The organism is Marinobacter sp. NFXS11 (assembly GCF_040148675.1).
GTDB lineage: Bacteria > Pseudomonadota > Gammaproteobacteria > Pseudomonadales > Oleiphilaceae > Marinobacter.
In genome coordinates, this window is record NZ_JAGDDV010000001.1 from 400,532 (window position 1) to 419,934 (window position 19,403).

At 58.3% G+C, this 19,403-nt stretch carries 19 protein-coding genes; 17 read left to right on the top strand and 2 right to left on the bottom strand.

What is annotated here, in order from left to right; genetic code table 11:
• The first annotated feature begins 29 nt into the window (after positions 1 to 29).
• The 12 genes from J3362_RS01980 (at position 30) to J3362_RS02035 (ending at position 12,026) form a co-directional block, all read left to right on the top strand.
• Positions 30 to 398 carry a response regulator gene (locus tag J3362_RS01980; RefSeq protein ID WP_349517884.1) on the top strand — a complete coding sequence of 123 codons (369 nt, stop codon included), beginning with the start codon at positions 30 to 32 and terminating at the stop codon, positions 396 to 398.
• Complete coding sequence (locus tag J3362_RS01985; protein ID WP_349517885.1) at positions 395 to 685, top strand: STAS domain-containing protein; 291 nt, start codon at positions 395 to 397, stop codon at positions 683 to 685. Before J3362_RS01980 ends, J3362_RS01985 begins: the two co-directional genes overlap by 4 nt.
• Entirely contained in the window at positions 682 to 2,757 is a 2,076-nt protein-coding gene (locus J3362_RS01990) for a chemotaxis protein CheA (RefSeq protein WP_349517886.1), read from the top strand. Before J3362_RS01985 ends, J3362_RS01990 begins: the two co-directional genes overlap by 4 nt.
• Positions 2,744 to 4,372, top strand: a complete 1,629-nt coding sequence (locus J3362_RS01995) for a methyl-accepting chemotaxis protein (RefSeq protein ID WP_349517887.1) — start codon at positions 2,744 to 2,746, stop codon at positions 4,370 to 4,372. Before J3362_RS01990 ends, J3362_RS01995 begins: the two co-directional genes overlap by 14 nt.
• A gap of 11 nt (positions 4,373 to 4,383) precedes the next feature.
• Complete coding sequence (locus J3362_RS02000) at positions 4,384 to 4,944, top strand: chemotaxis protein CheW (RefSeq protein ID WP_349517888.1); 561 nt, start codon at positions 4,384 to 4,386, stop codon at positions 4,942 to 4,944.
• On the top strand, positions 4,928 to 5,770 hold the full coding sequence (locus tag J3362_RS02005; RefSeq protein WP_349517890.1) for a CheR family methyltransferase: 843 nt from the start codon (positions 4,928 to 4,930) through the stop codon (positions 5,768 to 5,770). Before J3362_RS02000 ends, J3362_RS02005 begins: the two co-directional genes overlap by 17 nt.
• Positions 5,767 to 6,285 (top strand): chemotaxis protein CheD, encoded by a 519-nt coding sequence (locus J3362_RS02010; protein ID WP_349517891.1) that lies wholly within the window; start codon positions 5,767 to 5,769, stop codon positions 6,283 to 6,285. Before J3362_RS02005 ends, J3362_RS02010 begins: the two co-directional genes overlap by 4 nt.
• Positions 6,282 to 7,349: a protein-glutamate methylesterase/protein-glutamine glutaminase gene (locus tag J3362_RS02015; RefSeq protein WP_349517892.1), complete on the top strand. Its 1,068-nt coding sequence runs from the start codon at positions 6,282 to 6,284 to the stop codon at positions 7,347 to 7,349. The genes J3362_RS02010 and J3362_RS02015 overlap by 4 nt, the downstream gene beginning before the upstream one ends.
• A gap of 79 nt (positions 7,350 to 7,428) precedes the next feature.
• Positions 7,429 to 9,204, top strand: coding sequence for a PAS domain-containing sensor histidine kinase (locus tag J3362_RS02020; RefSeq protein WP_349517893.1), 1,776 nt, complete (start codon positions 7,429 to 7,431; stop codon positions 9,202 to 9,204).
• The gene (locus tag J3362_RS02025; RefSeq protein ID WP_349517895.1) at positions 9,197 to 9,829 is read left to right on the top strand and encodes a response regulator; all 633 of its coding nucleotides are present in this window, start codon (positions 9,197 to 9,199) and stop codon (positions 9,827 to 9,829) included. The genes J3362_RS02020 and J3362_RS02025 overlap by 8 nt, the downstream gene beginning before the upstream one ends.
• A 210-nt stretch (positions 9,830 to 10,039) precedes the next feature.
• Positions 10,040 to 11,302 (top strand): putative bifunctional diguanylate cyclase/phosphodiesterase, encoded by a 1,263-nt coding sequence (locus J3362_RS02030; RefSeq protein ID WP_349517897.1) that lies wholly within the window; start codon positions 10,040 to 10,042, stop codon positions 11,300 to 11,302.
• A 247-nt stretch (positions 11,303 to 11,549) separates the two neighbouring features.
• Complete coding sequence (locus J3362_RS02035) at positions 11,550 to 12,026, top strand: hypothetical protein (protein ID WP_349517898.1); 477 nt, start codon at positions 11,550 to 11,552, stop codon at positions 12,024 to 12,026.
• 35 nt (positions 12,027 to 12,061) lie between these two features.
• Here the strand turns inward: J3362_RS02035 and J3362_RS02040 are convergent, their stop codons facing one another.
• Positions 12,062 to 13,411: a dicarboxylate/amino acid:cation symporter gene (locus J3362_RS02040; protein WP_349517899.1), complete on the bottom strand. Its 1,350-nt coding sequence runs from the start codon at positions 13,409 to 13,411 to the stop codon at positions 12,062 to 12,064.
• Positions 13,412 to 13,488: 77 nt separating this feature from the next.
• Positions 13,489 to 14,187: a pseudouridine synthase gene (locus J3362_RS02045; RefSeq protein WP_349517900.1), complete on the bottom strand. Its 699-nt coding sequence runs from the start codon at positions 14,185 to 14,187 to the stop codon at positions 13,489 to 13,491.
• Between the two features lie 55 nt (positions 14,188 to 14,242).
• Here J3362_RS02045 and J3362_RS02050 point away from each other — a divergent pair, with 55 nt between their 5' ends.
• The 5 genes from J3362_RS02050 to rarD all read left to right on the top strand — a co-directional run bounded on the left by J3362_RS02050 (position 14,243) and on the right by rarD (position 19,378).
• A complete protein-coding gene (locus tag J3362_RS02050) occupies positions 14,243 to 14,482 on the top strand; it encodes a TIGR02647 family protein (RefSeq protein ID WP_349517901.1) in 240 nt (79 codons plus the stop codon).
• Positions 14,483 to 14,541: 59 nt separating this feature from the next.
• Positions 14,542 to 15,276, top strand: a complete 735-nt coding sequence (locus J3362_RS02055) for a TVP38/TMEM64 family protein (protein ID WP_349517902.1) — start codon at positions 14,542 to 14,544, stop codon at positions 15,274 to 15,276.
• On the top strand, positions 15,273 to 17,468 hold the full coding sequence (locus tag J3362_RS02060) for a hypothetical protein (RefSeq protein ID WP_349517904.1): 2,196 nt from the start codon (positions 15,273 to 15,275) through the stop codon (positions 17,466 to 17,468). Before J3362_RS02055 ends, J3362_RS02060 begins: the two co-directional genes overlap by 4 nt.
• A gap of 103 nt (positions 17,469 to 17,571) precedes the next feature.
• Positions 17,572 to 18,459 carry a DMT family transporter gene (locus J3362_RS02065; protein WP_349517905.1) on the top strand — a complete coding sequence of 296 codons (888 nt, stop codon included), beginning with the start codon at positions 17,572 to 17,574 and terminating at the stop codon, positions 18,457 to 18,459.
• Positions 18,460 to 18,487: 28 nt separating this feature from the next.
• A complete protein-coding gene (rarD, locus tag J3362_RS02070; RefSeq protein ID WP_349517907.1) occupies positions 18,488 to 19,378 on the top strand; it encodes an EamA family transporter RarD in 891 nt (296 codons plus the stop codon).
• Positions 19,379 to 19,403 lie beyond the last annotated feature (25 nt).

The following is a 19,403-nucleotide window of genomic DNA, read 5'->3' on the forward strand; positions in this document are numbered from 1 at the left end:
CCGGACTGACAGCAAGCGGATTCCAAATTATGGCTAAAAGTATTCTGATCGTTGATGACTCTGCCTCCATCCGGCAGGTTGTGTCTCTCACCCTGAAAGGCGCGGGCTTTGACGTGATTGAGGCCTGTGATGGGCGGGATGCCCTGAGCAAGCTCAATGGCCAGCGGGTTCACCTGATGATCTCGGATGTGAACATGCCCAATATGGACGGTTTGACCTTCCTGAGGGAGGTCAAGTCCAGGCCCGAGTACAAGTTCACTCCCGTAATCATGCTCACCACCGAGTCCGCCGAGGACAAGAAGATGCAGGGCCAGGCCGGCGGCGCCAAGGCCTGGATGGTCAAACCGTTCCAGCCCCAGCAAATGCTGGCAGCCGTCGACAAGCTGGTGGGCCCATGAGCGCCTTTTTGAATTTCAACAACGCGACCGGCTGTCTGTCATTCCAGGGTGAGTTGACCATCTATGAGGCAAATGCTGCGTCCGAGAACCTTTGCCGGGCTTTCGGGACCGGAGAGCTCCGACACGTTGATCTGGCAGGGGTTACCGAGCTCGATACCGCTGGTTTACAGATACTGTTGCTGGCCAGGCGCTTGTTTACGCCTGCCGGTGAGCCAGTAGCCCTGGTGAACCACAGTGAAACGGTCCTGGAAGTATTGGGGTTGGTTGGACTGGAGCCTTCGCGATGAACATGGAGTTGGCCCTTCAAACCTTCCTGGATGAAAGCCGCGAGCTTTTGTCCGACATGGAACGCATTCTGCTGGAACTGGAGACCCGCTCGGGCGAAGCCGAGCTGCAGAATGCCCTGTTTCGCTGCGTGCACACCGTCAAGGGTTCGGCCGGCATGTTCGGTCTGGACCATGTAGTGAATTTTACCCATGTGGTGGAAAACGTTCTCGACCGGCTGCGGGCTGGCGAAATCGAGCTGAGCCGCGAACTGGCCAATCTGCTCCTGCGGTGCCGGGATCACATCAGCCTGTTGGTGGAGGTGCCCGAGCCCTCTGAAGCAGCGCATCTCGAATCGGCCGGTGCCTCGCTTCTGGCCGAACTGGAGCCTTATCAGTCGTTACCGGCCGAATTGAATTCTCGGTCAACAGAGGCACAGGCCATGCATTCAGGTGTGGCCGGACTCTGGCGAATTCAGATCCGGATCCACACGGATGCACTGCGTCATGGCATGGATCCGCTGGGGTTCATTCGGTTTCTGGGCACCCTGGGGGAGCTTGAGCAGGTCATCGCCCTTGATCAGGCACTGCCGGCGCTGGATGCATTCGACCCGGAAGCCTGCTACCTGGGATTTGACGTCTCGCTCCGGAGCGCTGTCGACCGCTGCGCCATTGAGGATGTGTTCGAATTCGCCGGTGATCTCTACCAGCTCGAGATTGACGCGCCGGGACAGTCCCCGGTGGCTGACCTGGTGTCGCCAGAAAGTCCGGAGGAAGCACCGCAAACCATGGCTCGCAACGACGTCGTGCGTGCAGATGTGCCGGTGGACGCGCAGCAGGGCCGCCGGAAGAAATCGGTACAGCACCTTCGTATCCAGGCCGACAAGCTGGACAACCTGATCAACCTGGTGGGCGAACTGGTCATTGCCTCGGCGACCGTGTCGATGGACGCTCACCGGTCAGGCGACGCCTCCGCCCGTGAATCCGCCGCCAACCTCAACCTACTGGTCGAGGAAATACGGGACAGCTCACTTGATCTTCGCATGGTGCCCATTGGCGAAACCTTCCAGCGCTTCCAGCGGGTGGTTCGGGATGTGTCCTCTGAACTGGGCAAGGACATTGAGCTTGTGATTACTGGTGCCGAGACCGAGTTGGACAAGACCGTCGTCGAGAAAATTGCCGACCCCCTGACGCATCTGGTTCGAAACGCCTGCGATCACGGAGTCGAGAGGCCGGATGTTCGGCTTGAAAAGGGCAAGCCCGCACGGGGGCGCGTGCACCTGAACGCCTACCACGAATCGGGCGCCATCGTGATTGAGGTCAGTGATGATGGCAGCGGCCTGAACCGGGACCGACTCCTGGACAAGGCGGTTGAGCGTGACCTAATCAAGCCCGACGCCAACCTGACCGACCAGGAAGTCTTCAACCTGATTTTCGAGCCGGGATTCTCTACGGTCGAGCAGGTAACCAACCTGTCCGGCCGCGGGGTGGGCATGGATGTGGTGCGCCGCAATATTGAAGGCCTGCGGGGCATGGTGGAACTAGTGTCCCCCGGCGTTGCCGGCGGCACCACCTTCCGTATCCGCCTGCCGCTGACGTTGGCAATTATCGACGGCTTCTTGGCCCGCGTGGGCGAGGCCACCTACGTGGTTCCGCTGGAAATGGTGGTCGAATGCACCGAGCTCAGTGCGGAGGAGCAAAAGCTCAGTGCCGACCAGGATTACCTCAATCTGCGCCAGGAGGTGCTGCCCCTGATCCGGCTGCGTGAGCATTTCAGTGTCCCGGGTGAACCCGGCCGGCGCCAGAACATCATTGTGGTGCGACACGCCGGTCAGAAGGCCGGCCTGATCGTGGACGATCTGCTGGGGGAGCACCAGACGGTGATCAAACCCCTGAGCGGTATTTTTTCTCATCTGAAAGGCCTCTCAGGCTCCACCATTCTGGGGAGCGGGCAGGTGGCCCTGATTCTGGACGTGCAGACCCTGATATCCCAGATAAGCCTTCGGGAGCAGGAATCGCTGAATTCGCATGGAATGCGCTTTAACCAACCAAGGCGTGGCCTTACACAGGGGATCAATCCCAATGAGTCTGTTTAATAACCTCCGTATTTTTACCAAGTTGATGGGCGCCTTCGGGATTGTCCTCGTGCTGTTCCTTGCCACTGGCATCTATGCGCTGATGCAGATGTCGACCATGAACGATTCGGCCAATGAACTGGCGGATAACTGGATGGTCGCCGTCGACGCTGCACAAACCATGGATTCCCTGATCGGCGACTATCGACGCTTTGAACTTGAGCACATTATCTCCCAGACCGCAGAGGAAATGGCCGGCAACGAAAAGCGGATGGATGAAATCACGGCACGGCTGGATTCCGTCACCGCAACGTTTACTGCTCTGTTGACGCTTCCCGAGGAAAAAGCTCTGTTTGATCGGTATCAGACGGCATGGAACAGCTATCAGACTGAGCACCAAAAACTGCTTTCGCTCTCGCTCAGTGGTGACACCGAACAGGCAATGGCGTACTACCGGGGTGAATCCCGCAAGACCTATAACGTTATCAGCGAGATCATCGACCGCAACGTCTCCTGGAATACTGAAATGGGCAGGTCTGCCAGTGATTCCGCAAGTGAGGCCTATTCTGCCGCACAGGTCGCGGTGATTGTGCTGCTGTCGGTCAGTATCCTGCTTGGCCTGGGTCTGGCTTACGTGATCGCACGCAGCATCACCGGTGCCATCAGGGAAGCCATGGTGGCGGCCACCAGCCTGGCGGATGGTGACCTCACCGTGAAAGTAGAGTCGCGCGGTCGTGATGAAATCGGCCAGATGATGGACACCATGCAGCGAATGGTGACCAAGCTTTCACAAGTTATTTCCGAAGTCCGCTCCGGTGCCGACAACCTGGCTTCTGCATCAGAGGAGGTCAGTGCCACCAGCCAGTCGCTGTCCCAGGCGTCCAGCGAGCAGGCCTCCAGCGTTGAAGAAACCAGCGCCTCCATGGAGCAGATGACCGCATCCATCAGCCAGAACACTGAGAACGCCTCCATTACCGATGGCATGGCGAGCAAAGCTTCCAGGGAAGCGGTTGAAGGTGGTGAAGCGGTCGGACAGACCGTCACCGCGATGAAGAGCATCGCCGAGAAAATCTCGATCATTGATGACATTGCCTACCAGACCAACCTGCTGGCACTGAACGCGGCTATCGAAGCTGCCCGGGCGGGTGAGCATGGTAAGGGCTTTGCCGTGGTGGCGGCGGAGGTTCGAAAGCTGGCTGAGCGCAGCCAGGTCGCCGCCCAGGAAATCGGCGAAGTGGCCGGGTCGTCGGTGGAACTGGCCGAGCGTGCCGGTCGCCTGCTGACCGAAATGGTGCCCTCAATTCAGAAAACTTCCGATTTGGTCCAGGAAATCGCGGCCGCTTCCAGCGAGCAGTCTGCAGGCGTTGAACAGATCAACGGCGCCATGGAGCAGCTCAACCAGATTACCCAGCAAAATGCCTCTGCCTCCGAAGAACTGGCGGCTACGTCCGAGGAAATGTCCTCCCAGGCAGAGCAACTGCAACAGGCCATGGCCTTCTTCCGGACCAACGACAGTCGTGGTGTTAAGGCGCCGGTTAAAAGCCGCCATACGAACACGTCGGCAAGAGAGCGGGACGTTGCCAGGCCGGCACTAGACCATGATGAGTTCGACGCGTCCGCCTATGTGCGTTTCTGAGCGGGGGGTTTATGAACCAGTCACAAAGACATGAAGAGGTGGCCCGCATAGCGGACACCTCAGAAAACCAGAACCAGTACCTGACCTTTCAGATCGGTCGCGAGATGTTTGCGGTCGGTATCCTTCACATTCGGGAGATCATTGAATACGGCAGCCTGACCACGGTGCCCATGATGCCGGATTTCGTGCGGGGAGTGATCAACCTGCGGGGCAGTGTAGTGCCGGTCATCGATCTCTCCGCGCGGTTTGGCCGAGGCGAGAGCGAGATTGGTCGGCGCAGTTGCGTGGTCATCCTGGAAGTGGAGGCCCCGAGTGGCAGTGAGGAGAGCCTGCAGGAAATCGGTGTGATTGTTGATGCGGTGTCCGAAGTACTGGAAATTCCACCGGAAGAAATTGAACCGGCGCCGAGTTTCGGTGCCCGTATCCGTGCCGACTTCATCGCTGGCATGGGCAAGGTGCAGGGTCAGTTCGTGATTCTGCTGGATGTCCAGCAAGCACTGAACACCCGGGAAATGGCCGAACTGGCCGCTATTGGGGATGCAACCGGTCATGGTCATGGTCTCGACAGCTGAAGCACGCCCCGCATTTGCGGTGAGCGGCGCTCCGGTCCTCAGCGAAGCTGAGTTCCGGGACTTCCAGCAGATGATTCTTGCGGTGGCCGGCATTCACATGCCTGACAGCAAGCAAACGATGGTTGCGGGGCGGCTGTCCAAGCGTCTCAAGGAACTCTGCCTCGCGAGTTACAGTGAGTACTGGAACTACCTTCGATGTAATGCAGCTGAGAAGCAGACGGCGGTGGATCTGCTGACCACTAACGAAACCTATTTCTTTCGGGAACCGAGGCACTTCGAGTTTCTCAGGAGCCGCATTGTGCCCGAATGTTCCCGGAGCCAGCGTTTCCGGTTATGGAGCGCGGCCTGCTCAAGCGGTGAGGAAGCCTATACCGCGGCGATGGTGCTCTCCGACTCGTTGGGTGTCAGTGGCTGGGAAATACTGGCCTCGGATATCAGCACCCAGGTGCTTGAGAAGGCCCGTTCAGGACGGTATCCGATGGCCCGAACGGACCGGATCCCTTCCGAAAGCCTTAAACGTTATTGTCTGAAAGGTGTTGGTGAGGCGGCTGGAACTTTGATGGTAGACCCGCCGCTTCGTGCGAAAGTGGATTTCCGGCAGATCAACCTGAACACGCGCCTGCCGGATATCGGGGCGTTCGACGTTATTTTTCTGCGCAATGTGATGATCTATTTCAACGCTGATACCAAGCAGCAGATTGTCGCCCGGCTGCAGGCCTGTCTCAGGCCAGGTGGTTACCTGATCATTGGTCATTCCGAGACACTGAACGGATTTCAGAATGGACTCGAGGCGATCATGCCCTCCATTTACCGGAAGAAAAAATGACAACAGAGCTGGGGTCGGGGATCGATATCTTTCTGCATCCGGGGGAGTGGTACTTTGGAGACAGGCACACCCGTATTCAAACGACGCTGGGGAGCTGCATTGCCGTGACGGTCTGGCACCCTTCTCTAAAGTTGGGCGGAATGTGCCACTACATGTTGCCCGGTCGAAGGGTAGAGGGTTGTGAATTCAATGCCCGATATGGCGATGACGCTCTCGAATTGCTTGTCTCGGAAATAAGACAGCATGACACCCAGGCAGGAGATTACGAGGCAAAGCTGTTCGGAGGTGCCAGTATGCTCGATGTTGGCCCTGGGGGAAGTTCCGTTGCAAGGCGAAATGTCGCGGCTGCCGAAGCGCTGATGGTCCGCCATGGGTTGCGTGTGGGTGCCCGGAGCCTCGGAGGCACCGGTTATCGCCAGCTGCGCTTCAATATCGCCGATGGTGATGTCTGGGTCCGTCAGGGAGATGGTCGAGCTATTTCCGTCTGCCGGACCCGATCAGGAGATGTGGCATGAATGCACCGGTCTCTGTGTTCATCGTTGACGACTCGGCGGTTGTTCGCCAGGTCCTTTCCCAGCTTTTGGCAGCGGATCCCGGCATACGCGTTTCCGGGGCCGCGCCTGATCCCATCTTCGCAATGCAGAAAATGCAGAGGGACTGGCCGGATGTCATCATCCTGGACGTGGAAATGCCACGGATGGATGGGATTACCTTTCTCCGAAACTTGATGAAGGAACGCCCGACTCCGGTAGTGATCTGCTCGACGCTGACGGAAAAGGGCGCGGATACCACGCTTCAGGCGCTATCCGCCGGCGCAGTGGATATTATTACCAAGCCGAAGATCGGGTTGAGGGATTTTCTTCAGTCGGGTGGCCAGCACATGGTTCAGGTGCTCAAGGCGGCGGCCCGGGCCAAGACTGGTGCCATCCGTACCCACCGCCAGCTTACAGCTGCCGAGCCCAAGGTGGCGCCGCCGACAGCCATGACGCGAACCACGGACAAGGTTGTGGCGCTCGGCACTTCCACAGGTGGCACCCAGGCCCTTGAGACTGTGCTGACGCGGCTCCCCGCCGATTGCCCCGGCATTGTCGTGGTTCAGCACATGCCAGAGAAGTTCACGGCCGCGTTTGCCCACCGTCTGAATCAGCTCTGCCGTTGCGAAGTACGTGAAGCTGTAGATGGCGACCGCGTTATCCCGGGGCTGGTACTTATTGCCCCTGGCGGCAAGCATATGCAGCTTCGTCGCAGTGGTGCCCAGTACCGCGTTGGCGTTGCCGACGGCCCCCCGGTAAATCGCCATAAACCCTCAGTGGATGTCCTGTTTCGTTCGGTCGCCACGACTGCCGGGCGCAATGCCCTGGGTATCATCATGACCGGAATGGGCGACGACGGAGCGAAGGGGCTTCTGGCCATGCGCCAGGCAGGTGCCCACACCATAGCCCAGGATCAGGAAACCTCGGTCGTCTTCGGAATGCCCAGGGAAGCGATCGAAATAGGCGCAGCCATGGAGGTACTACCTTTGGAGAGCATGGCGGAGGCTATCACCGGGCGTTACCAGCGGACTGTGGTCGCCTCCTAGCTGTTTCTCCGGATCTGCCAACGTATGCCAGGCCTGCTACAGTAAAAAGGTAAATGTGATGAGTGTTAAGGAGGGGCAGATGGGGTCACAAAGTGCGATCGCAATGGGCTCTCTCCCGGGGGCGGTTCTGCGGATCGCACCGGACGGCCGTATAAGAGACCTCAATAGTTGGGCGGAGCAGCTCTCTGCAGGCTTTCAGCGCGACACAATGGTAGTTGATTACCTGGATGAGTCTGGCAGGGCAGACTTGCTTTTGCGACTGTCCGGCAACTGGACGCTTCCGGAAGAAGACTGCCAGCTGGAGGCTTTCATAAAGGGGCGCCTGTATCGCCTGACACTTGCCATAAGCGCCGGCCCGGACGGCTCGCGTTTCGTTCAACTGGCGGATATCACGGCTTACCGGCATCTGTCTGAACGCATTGCCATCAACGAGCAACGATACCGTTCGCTGTTTTCCCAAAATCCCTATGCCGTCTGCAGCCTGGATTTGCAGGGCAGGCTGGTGGAGACAAATCGGTGCACGGAAGAGTTGACCGGCTACCCGGAACAACAGTTGTGTGATTATCACTGGGATAACCTGGTTGATGAGCGGGACCGGAAAGCGGCAAGGGAGAGCTTCGAAGCGGCGCTGGAGGGCAATCCCTGCAGCTATCGCTGCAGAGTCCGCAGCCGCATGGGTGAAAAAGCCCTGGTGCAGGTGACCTATATACCGATCGTGATCGGTGGAAAGGTAACCGGCGTGTTCGGTGTGGCCCGGGACAAGACCGAACGATACCGGCTAGAGGAGAGCCGCAGATTGCTTCAGGCCTGTATGGCGCAGATTCATGACGTGATCATCATTACTGAAATGGACCCGCTTGATCCGCCCGGCCCACGCATCGTTTATGTGAACGAGGGCGTGGAACGGATGACGGGCTATCGGCCAAACGAGGTCCTTGATAATACGCCTCGCATGTTCCAAGGGCCGGACACGGACCGCGCGGCCCTGCGCAGAATCCGCAAAGCCCTGGAGCGGCGTGAGCCGATCAAAGAGGTCTTGGTTAACTACTGCAAGAACGGGGTGCCTTTCTGGAATGAAGTGGAGATCGTGCCTATTCCGGCGCCAGGCATTGGCGGGAGATCCTATTTTGCTTCCGTCCAGCGTGACATTACCAAGACCAAGCAGCGGGAGGCCGAACTCCGGCATTCTCAGGAAGAGCTAAGGCAGTTGACCCGTGCTCAGGAAGGCGTGCTCGAACAGGAAAGAAGGCGGATCGCCCGCGACCTGCACGATGAGCTAGGCCAGACCCTGACAGCCCTGAAGCTCAATCTCGGCCTGGCAGTCGATCAGATGGAGGAGCTGTCTGGTGATCACCGTCAACATCTGGAGGCCACCATTGAGTCCGTTGACGACGCGGTTGAAAAGGTGCGGGAAATATCCCTGAATCTGCGACCGCCAATGCTGGATGACCTGGGCTTCGAAGCGGCCGCCGAGTGGTTGCTGACGAGATGGGCTGGCCGCGACGGTCTGGATGTGAAATGGCATTCCGAGCCTGCCGAAGACGGTGTGGTCAAGGGCGAGGTCGCCACTGCCCTGTATCGCATTCTGCAGGAGTGTATGACCAATGTCAGTCGTCATTCAGAAGCGTCAGTTGTGACCATTCATTACCGTGAGACCGAGACCTCTGCCAATCTCGAGGTGCGTGACAATGGTGGGGGCTTTGATCCGGCCGTGGCAGGGAATTACGGTTCAGGGCTTGTAGGTGTCCGCGAGCGTGTGGTTATGCTCGGCGGAGACCTGTCGGTGGAATCTGCAAGCGGTAAAGGTGTAAGAATACGTGTAGAACTGCCCCTGGAGAACAATCTGGATGATTAGTGTCTACATAGCCGATGACCACAGTATTGTGCGTGAGGGTATTCGTTCACTGATTGCTTCTGCGCCTGATATGGAGGTGGTCGGGGAGGCAGCGGACGGAGATGAAGCTCTCAGACAGATACCGAATCAGAAACCGGCCGTGTTTCTGATGGATATGTCCATGCCGGGATGCTCCGGTCTGGAGCTGATTGAACGGATCCGGAGACGGGTGCCAGACACCCAGATTCTGGTGCTGAGCATGCACAGGGAAGATCTTTACGCCACCCGGACGATCCGGGCTGGTGCCCGCGGTTTCATCACCAAAACGCGGCCTCCAGCGGAGCTTCTGGACGCTTTGAGAAAAGTAGCGCAGGGACAACTCTATATTACCCGGGAGTTGGCGGACAGGCTTGCGCAGGGCGCCCTGACCGGTAAGCCGGATGATGAACCCCATGCCCTTATGACCAAGCGTGAGTATGAGATATTTCTCGATCTTGCCCGTGGCATGAACGTCGGCGCTATTGCCGAAAAGCTGAACGTGAGCTCAAAGACGGTCAGCACCCACAAGGCGAGACTGATGGAAAAGCTGAATGCCAACAGCATTTCCGATCTGGTCCGCTACGCACTCTCTCAGGATCTTCTTTAGGTCCGGGTAGGGCATTCCCTATTTAATTTCAGACCTCCCTGATAGTTTTCTGGCATAGGTTCATGCACTTTGGTTGAAATGCCTAATCTGGTGCAGGTTATGAAGTCAGCACGTTTTGTAGAACCCGGGCTTGTTTCCTGGGGGGCGAGTCAGGGGCCTGCTCCCGTAAGAGACATGACCGACGCAATTTCCAGGGGAAACACAAAAGCAATGAATGGTTCATGTTGTAGCCCGACCGGTCCCATTACCAATCTACCGGTCAGGCAGAATCTTTCAGCCGCGATTGAAGCTGCTCATCAGCAGGGCTGGAGTGCTGCCGTCATTGTTATGAAGGTGGGCGATCTCACTGAGATTAATCATTGGCATGGTTATGCGACCGGCGACCGGGTCATTGAAACTGTGATGGAGCGAATCGAATCCTGTCTGTCCGAGGGGCATTTTGTCGGCCGTTTGGGCGGCGGTCATTTTCTGGTATTCCTCCGCACCCAACTCCATAGAGCTGCGCTGGCCGAGCACGTCGAACAGCTGATTTCCAGGGTGTCATCGGCCATGGATTTTGGAGCAGGTGCTCTCTTTATCAATTGCACTGCCGGGGTAAGCCAGATGCCTGATGATGCCTTGGTTGCCGATCAGCTTCTGCGTAATGCTGAGCTGGCTCTGCGCAGCGCAAGAATTGGAAACCAGGCTTTCTATTCAGAGGCATTGCAGCAGAATCTTGCGAGCCACGCGGAGATCCGCTCCGCACTGGTCGGCGCGTTGGAGCGAAAGGAGTTCTTTCTGGCTTATCAGCCCCAGGTTTGCATGAAAACCGGCGAGACGTTTGCCGTTGAAGCGCTGCTCAGGTGGCAGTCTCCGTCGCTCGGCCTGGTGCCTCCCGACCGTTTCATTCCGGTTGCTGAAAGTACTGGCCTGATGCCGGAACTTGGAGACTGGATACTTGAGAGCGCTTGCCTTCAGGCCAGCGAGTGGCTGAAAGAGGGTAAACCACTGCGGGTTGCGGTCAATATAAGTGCAGCACAGCTTGAAGAAAGAGGATTCGCAAGCCGCGTCCAGGAGATACTTGCTGACTGCCATCTGCCAGCCTCGTGGCTGGAAATAGAAGTGACGGAGAGTATGCTGGTCGGCCATGTTGAGGATACCCAGAGAACCCTGCTGGCGATAAGGGATGCCGGAGTAAAACTGGCCCTGGACGATTTTGGCACCGGTTACTCGAATCTGGCCTACCTTAGGCACTTTGTTTTTGACACCCTCAAGATTGATCGGCTTTTTACGAGCGCGGTAACCGACGCTCGTGCGGGCGACGTGCTGGTGAGGGCCATCATAGCCATGGGTGCCGAGCTGGGTCATGAAATCGTTGCCGAAGGGGTGGAAACGGCGGAGCAGATGCAGTCCCTGCAGAAGCTCGGCTGTTCACGGATGCAGGGTTACTACTTCAGCCGTCCAGTGCGGCCCGAGGAGATCCTGCGGGATTGACCTAGGCCACCCCACATTGCAAGGATTACGATGCTAACGCCGGGCGTTGCCGGAGAACCGATCGAGGCGCCCACTGCCCTGGCAACCACAAAAGCGACGGTACCGTGGTGTTCTTCGACATTCCGCTTGTGCTGGACATCGAGCAAATCGGTGATCACATCAACTGTGAGCTCCAGTATTAGCTTAACTTAAGGTGCATCCAGCCAGACCTCGCTGCTACAGTCCGAGAATGTGTTGGGAGGACTGAATGATGAAGAACTGGACTTACGCACTTGTGATTGTTTTTGCTGGACTGTTTTCAGGGACGGCTCTGGCTGAAACATCACCCGAGGATTCTTCCGTGGAGTCGCTTAAGCAGGAAACCCGTGAGTTGGGTGAGGCGCTTCAGGAGTATGGTTCTGATCAGAAAGAGCAGGCCGAGGATTCGATCAACAAAACATTGTCGGCCCTGGATAAACGCATCCAGGAGCTCGAGCAACAACTCTCGAAAAACTGGGACGATATGAGCGATACCGCCCGGGAGCGGTCCCAGAAGAGCCTCGAGTCGTTGCGGGAACAGAGGGCGCGTGTCCAAAACTGGTATCAGGAACTGAAAGACAGCTCAGCATCCGCCTGGGAGAGGGCTCGAAAGGGATTCTCCGATGCCTATGAAGCGCTTTCAGAGCAATGGAATAGCACCGAGGAGGAGTTGCAGGACTCGGAGAAACGCTCCGACAGCATCTGAGCTGGCCCAGTGCTGGTCAAGTCACCTCCGCCCGATCAAGACGTTTCTTCCGGTATTGGTTCGGGCGGCAGTCTCTTCCCCGCCAGATTCTCCATCAGCCGGCAGGTCACCAGGTCGCCCGTCACGTTGATGGCCGTCCGGCACATATCCAGGATTCGGTCCACGCCCATGATCAGTGCGATGCCGCTGGGAGGAATGCCCACGGTCTGCAGCACCATGGCAAGGATCACGATGCCTACCCCGGGCGTGGCGGGAGAGCCGATGGACGCGCCCACAGCCATGGCGACCACGAGCGCCATACTGCCCATGCTGAGATCAATGCCGTAGACCTGTGCCAGAAAGATCGTAGCAACGGCCTGGTAGAGTGCCGTGCCGTTCATGTTGATGGTGGCGCCCAGGGGAATCACGAATTGGGAAACCGACGGCCGGACACCGAGCTTGTCTTCGGCGGTTCTTATGGAAAGCGGCATGACGGCCGCCGAGCTGGATGTGGAAAAGGCCAGCAACAGCACATCCCGGGTGTCTTTCAGGAACCGGACGGGGGATTGGCCGGCGAGCAGCTTCAGGATCAGCATGTAAACGCCCAGAAGCACCAGCAAGCCCGCAATGACGGTTGCGACGTAGGAGGCCATGCCAAGCATTGCCCGGAATCCCAGGGTGGTTGTGAGTTGGGCCATCAGACCAAACACGGCAATGGGGGCAAGGCGCATCGCCCAGCGTACGACCGTCATGCAGATTTGCTGGAGGGAATCGAGCAGGTCCAGCATGGGCCTGGATTTTTCCGGGGCCATGCTCACCAGGGCAATGCCGACAATGATGGAGAAGATCACCACCTGGAGCATCTGGCCTTCAACCATGGCATCGAGCGGGTTGCCCGGTAACAGCCCGATCAGGGTCTTGGGCAGCTCATCCACACCCGGCATGGAGGCAACAGGTGCACTGGTTTCCCCGGCCGCAACCGGAGTGCCGAGTCCTGCCATCATTTTGCCGGGGTTGATCAGATCCCCGATCCAGAGACCTATCGATGCTGCCATGGCCGTGGTGATCACGAAAAAGCCGGTTACCCTCAGGCCGAGCTTTCGCAACTGTTCGAGGTCTTCGCTGGCGGCGAGTCCGCGAACCACCGAGGCAATCACCAGGGGGATTACGATCATCTGGATGGTGGCGAGGAACAGTTGCCCGGGGAAAGCCAGCCAGTTACCGATCAACGTGCCGGTTTCCGGTTTCACGAGTCCCACCGACGGCCCCAGCAGCGTGCCTGTAATCAACCCGAGGAACATGCCAATGAGCACCTTCAACCAGAGCTTGCCCTGCACCAGCCCCGAGAGGTAGCTGCTGAGATGACGCAGTGGCCGTGGGTAAAAATCGCTCGTCTGGTTTGGCATTGCCGTGAATCTTCCCTGTTTCTATTGAACGTGCCCTGCAAGCATAGTCCATGCTGGGTCAGCGTTTGTGAGGCAGATCAATCCGGCATCAGGTTGATTTCTTCGGCAGTCAGCGGGCGGTATTCGCCGGCCGCCAAGTCGTCGTCCAACCGGATATTCCCCATTTGTTCCCGATGCAAGGCCGTTACACGGTTACCGACGGCATGGAACATGCGCTTTACCTGATGGTAGCGGCCTTCGTAAATGGTCACTCTGGCTTCACAGGGGGTCAGAAGATCCAGGTCAGCAGGTGAGGTGGTGAGTTGCTCGAACTCAAACCAGATGCCCTCCGCGAATCGATGAGGGGTCTCTGGAGAAATCGGATAGGCGGTGCTGACCCGGTAGACTTTCGGGATCTTGATTCGGGGCTCGGTGAGCTGGCGTGACCATCGGCCATCGTTGGTGAGAATCAGCAGGCCCGTGCTGGCCCGGTCGAGCCTGCCGGCAATGTGCAGGTCCGGGCGCAGTTCCGGGGTGATCAGATCCATTACGGTTCGGTGGGTGTTATCGAGCGTTGCGCTCAGGAAGCCCGCCGGTTTGTGGAGCATCAGGTAGTGGGCGGGTTCAGCTGCCTGAAGTGTGCTGCCGTCCATTTGTACGCTCGCAAAACGGTCTACCTCAGCGGCCCCGTCTGTGCAGATTGCGTTGTTCACTGCCACGCGACCAGAGGCGATGAGCCAATTGGCCTGCTTGCGACTGATGTCTTTATGGTTGCTGAGAATTCTGGAAAGCTTCATGGTGTGAATCGGCTATGCTGAGTGTAAACCCCTGACAATAATACGAGGAAATGCCATGCCATTCTCTGTTGATCACCTTGCCGAACTCAATCTGCTGGGCCAATTTCCCTCCACCTCGACCCAGGAAGGCCTCAAGGTGCATGCGCATTCGGCGGCACCGGAAACAGTAAAGGCGGCAGAAAACCTGTATGCCAAGGGACTGATTAGCCAGAAAGATGGTGGCTACCTCACGCCGTTGGGGGCAGAGGCAGTGGATCTGACCCAGAAACTCCAGTCGATTCTCAGTAGCTCATAAAGCGCGGATGACCTGTCCGGCCTTTGAGACCCGGTGCCCTCCCGCGTTAGGGTGAGGCCATGAACAACTGGAAGAAGTCGCCCGTCCTCTGGATGGGCGGGAGCATTGCTGCCGTTGGGCTGATAGTCGGTCTGCTTTACGCCTTCGGTGTGCATCAGCAGGTCGTTGAGCTTCTGCGCTGGTTTGATACCCAGGGGGCCTGGGCGGCTTTCCTGTTTGTCGGCATCATGGTGCTGGCCATGGTGCTGCTTCTGCCCGGGGTGTTGCTGACCACCGGGGCGGGTTTTGTGTTCGGCGTGTTGGAAGGCACAGCTTATGTGGTGGTGGGCACTACTTTGGGCTCGGCCCTTGCCTTTCTGCTTGCCCGGCATTTTTTGGGTGAGCACGCCCGCGTGTACATTCGCAGCCGTGCACAATTGTCTGTCGTCAGCAACGAAATGGCGCCCCACGGCTGGAAAATCGTACTGCTGACCCGCCTGATCCCTTTCTTCCCCGGCAAGCTGTCCAATTTTCTGTTCGGTCTCACCAACTTCTCGTTTGGCGGTTTCGTTGTCGGCACCTTTTTCGGCGTGATTCCCTTTTCCCTGCATAACGTTTATCTCGGCTCGCTTGCCGCCGACCTGTCAACTCTGGGTGTGCGGGAAACCGGCCGTTCACCCCTGGAGTGGGCCATTTACGGTGCCGGTTTCGTAGGCACGGTACTGGCCGTGGTGTTTCTCAATCGTCTCGCCCGGCGGGCACTGGCGCGTTACAAAGTCGAGACCGAACCAACAGAACAGGAGGCGAACGAATGAGCTGGATGAAGTGGCTGCCCTGGCGTTATCTGGTAAAACGCGTGGCCCATCGCCATGGGTTTCTCGATCCGATCGCGCTGCTTGGGAAACTGCACAGTTTTGCCCAGCCCTCGGAAGTCGGCGAGCCTATCGAACTGCTCAGGGCTGGCGTGGTTTTCCACGCGCGGGGTCTGATCAACAGCCGGGTCATCCAGCATAATCTCGACTGGGTCTGGCCCTACTGGGTGGAACGTCAGTTTGACCCCGAAGACGTTGCCTTCATTCCCCGGGCGTTCTCGATTACCCACATCAATCTGAGTAACCGTAACTGGACGGCCATTGGCCAGCCGGATGTGGATGAACTGCCGGTTGTGGATCCCCGTGGGTTGCTGACCCCCTTCTATGACGGCTGGTCATTGGACGCGTGGCTGTTGGCAGACGATGGCCGGTGTCTTCTGCCCTCACGTTGCAAGACGACCCGGCAACGCCAGGAACTTGAGGATGGTCCCTGCGTGGTCACAGAATCCGAACTGGATGGGCTGGCCCTGACCAGCCGTTCCCGGGTTGTGGTTGAGAATGGCAGGCCGGTTTGCGAGATGGTTGTGAAAGCCAGGGCGGAGACCTCCGGCTCCCTGGTTATATCCCTGCGTCCGGCCAACCCTGAAGGGATCAGTTTTATCAATAAGGTACGGCTGTCCGAGCAGAGAGATGCCTGGACCGTGGACGGCAAGCAGGCGGTGTTTTTCAGTCGGCCGGCTGAGCGGCATCATGTGTCGAACTACCGCGAGGGTGACGTTCGCATTCACCTGCAGGACAAGGAAGACCAGAGCGAAGGGCAGTGTGACGTTGGAATGGTAACGGCGGCGGCACTGTTCCGGGTTGAGGCCGGTGAGGAATCGGAACTCAGGCTCAGGGTGCCGCTGCAGGATGAATCGGCGCCAATCATTCATCCGGATGGCTGGGAGAGGGCCCTTGAAGGCTACGCCCGGCTCGATTGCCCGGACGAAAACTGGCAGTTCCTCTATGACGCCGCGCTGAATTCCCTGGTGCTGCACTCTCCGGAGGACGTGTACCCCGGGCCTTATACCTACAAGCGTTTCTGGTTTCGTGACGCCGCCTTCATTATCCATGCTCTGCTATGCGCAGGTCTGACCGATCGGGCCGAACGGGCGCTGTACCAGTTTCCGGCACGGCAACTGAAGAACGGTTACTTCCGCTCCCAGGAAGGCGAATGGGATGCCAACGGTGAAGTGCTCTGGATTCTGAGGCGGTTCCACGAACTCACCGGCCGGCCGCTGCACCGCGAATGGCAGGAGCCGGTGCGAAAGGGCGCTCGCTGGATCGAGAACAAACGCCTCAGTGAAAACATTGATGAGCCTCATGCCGGCCTGCTGCCCGCCGGATTCAGTGCCGAGCATCTGGGTCCCAATGACTATTACTACTGGGACGACTTCTGGGGCATCGCTGGCCTGAAGGCCGCGGAATCATTGTTTGCCCCGGTTGACCGGGAAACCGGCGAGCATTTTGGCGCCGGTGCCCGGGAATTCAGCCAGACTGTAGATCGCAGCCTGGCAACCTGTGAACAACGCCTGAAACGACCGGGAATGCCGGCCTCGCCCTACCGCCGCCTGGATGCCGGCGCCATTGGCTCGCTGGCCATGGGTTACCCCACCCAGTTGTGTGAGCCGGATGACCCCAGGTTGCTCGACTGTGTCGAGTTCCTGCTCGACAAATGCTTTGTAAAAGGGGCGTTCTATCAGGACATGATTCACTCGGGCCTTAACGCCTACCTGACCCTCCATGTGGCACAGGTGCTTCTGCGCGCGGGTGATCCACGGTTTCTGGAGCTGGTGGATGCCGTTGCCAGGCTGGCATCGCCCACCGGCCAATGGCCGGAAGCGATCCATCCGGCGACCGGCGGCGGCTGCATGGGTGATGGTCACCACGTCTGGGCGTCTGCCGAATGGGTGTTGATGGTGCGTAACTGCTTTGTGCGGGAAGAGGGCGATTGCCTGATTCTCTGTGCCGGGATTCCTCCGCGTTGGCTGGAACAGGAAAGCCCAATCCGCTTCGGTCCTGCTCCGACCAGTTTCGGATCCGTGTCCATCACCATTACGCCACGGCCGGGTGACGCCCCCGAAGTGACCTGGGAGGGCGACTGGCACGGCGCCGAACCGGATATCGAGGTAAAGCTTCCGGCGACTGCCGCCTGACAAACTGTACTGGTTACGAAACCGGTTTTCTGTATCTGTTTTGTTTGCCTGCTAACTTATAAAGTAAGCTGACTGACAAATACATCGAATCCGGTTGAGTTTCATGCGCTCACTGTTTTTCTCGTTCTTCGTGCCCGCGCTGTTCGTCTGGCTGTGGAGTACCGGTTTTATCGGCGCCAAGTACGGCCTGCCGTTTGCTGAGCCGTTTACGCTGCTGCTGATCCGCATGCTTTTGACGCTTGTGGTGCTGGGCGGGTTGGCGTGGCTGATGAAAACCCGTTGGCCGGGCTGGCGCGGTGCCGGACATCTTGCGGTTACCGGGATGCTGGTGCATGGCTGCTATCTGGGCGGCGTCTACTATGCAATCCAGGACGGCATGGCGTCCGGAATTGTTTCCCTGATTGTTGGCCTGCAACCACTGGTAACCGCAGCTGCGGCGGTTGTCTTCCTCAAGGAGACCGTCAGTGGCCGGCAGTGGGCCGGGCTCGCTCTCGGCCTCATCGGTGTTGCTCTGGTGCTTCTCGAGAAATTCGGAGTCAACGGTGCAGACTCAGTGTTCTCACCCTGGAGTCTGCTCTGGGCCGTTTTTGCACTTGCCGGTATCTCCATGGGCACCGTCTACCAGAAACGCTACGGCGCCAGCGCGGATCTGGTGGCTGGCACGCTGATTCAATTTTCGGCAGCGGCCGTTTTGTTTGCCATTGGAGCCTTTGCCCTGGAAACCCGGGAGGTCGAATGGAGCCTGCAGCTTCAGCTGTCCATGGCATGGCTCGTTATCGGCTTGTCCACGGGCGCTGTCCTGCTGCTAATGTGGCTGATCCGTCAGGGTGCGGCCTCACAGGTCGCCAGCCTGTTCTATCTGGTGCCACCCGTGACTGCACTTGAAGCCTACCTGTTGTTTGATGAGCGCCTCGGTGGACTCGCCATGACGGGTGGCCTGGTGGCCATTGTCGGTGTGGCATTGGTGGTCACCCAGAAAAAACCTGCTTAACAAAACGGTTCCCAGGAGTGGTTGAGACATGACGGAAGTGACCAAGGGTGTCTGGTATGGTCTGGGTGCCTATACCATCTGGGGCTGCTTTCCTCTCTTCTTCGCGCTGTTCCAGGGCGTGCCTGCTTTTGAAATTCTGATTCACCGGATCATCTGGTCCTGTGTTTTTCTGGCCGTGGTCATAAGTGGCCTCCGTCGCTGGCCGGCTGTAAGAGCGGCATTGGCGAATCCGACCCAGCTCTGGCGGGTACTGGCCTGTGCGTTACTGATTGCGGCCAACTGGGGTATCTACATTTATTCGGTGGAAACCCGCCACGTTCTGCAGGCCAGTCTGGGATATTTCCTCACGCCGCTGGTGAATGTTGCCCTGGGCATGCTCGTGCTTCGTGAACGCATGGGACCATGGCAGATGGCTGCGGTGGTGCTGGCCGGTATCGGAATCCTGATCCAGCTGGTGCTTCTCGGCGAGCTGCCCTGGATTTCATTGGCCCTTGCCATCAGTTTTGGCACCTATGGCCTCGTTCGCAAGCAGGTCATGCTGGATGGGCTGTCCGGGCTCTTCGTTGAGACCATGCTGCTGTTGCCGGTCGGCCTTCTGACCTTTGGCTGGCTGGCGAGTGAGGGCATGTCCCACTTCGGCGAAAGCGCTTATATCGGCGGCCTGCTTATGGCCAGCGGCATCGTGACTGCCATTCCCCTGCTTCTGTTTGCAGGCGCTGCCCGGCGCCTGCGGTTGGCGACCGTGGGCTTCCTGATGTACATCAACCCCACGTTGCAGTTTTTCATCGCTCTGCTGGTTTTTGGTGAGCCATTAAGTGATGTTCAGCTGATCAGTTTCGTAGTGATCTGGATTGCACTGGGCCTGTACAGCTGGTCTTCCTGGCACTACCGGCCACGAGTGCCGGTCGGCCAGGACTGAGGTTGCCGCCCTCAGGACTGCAACA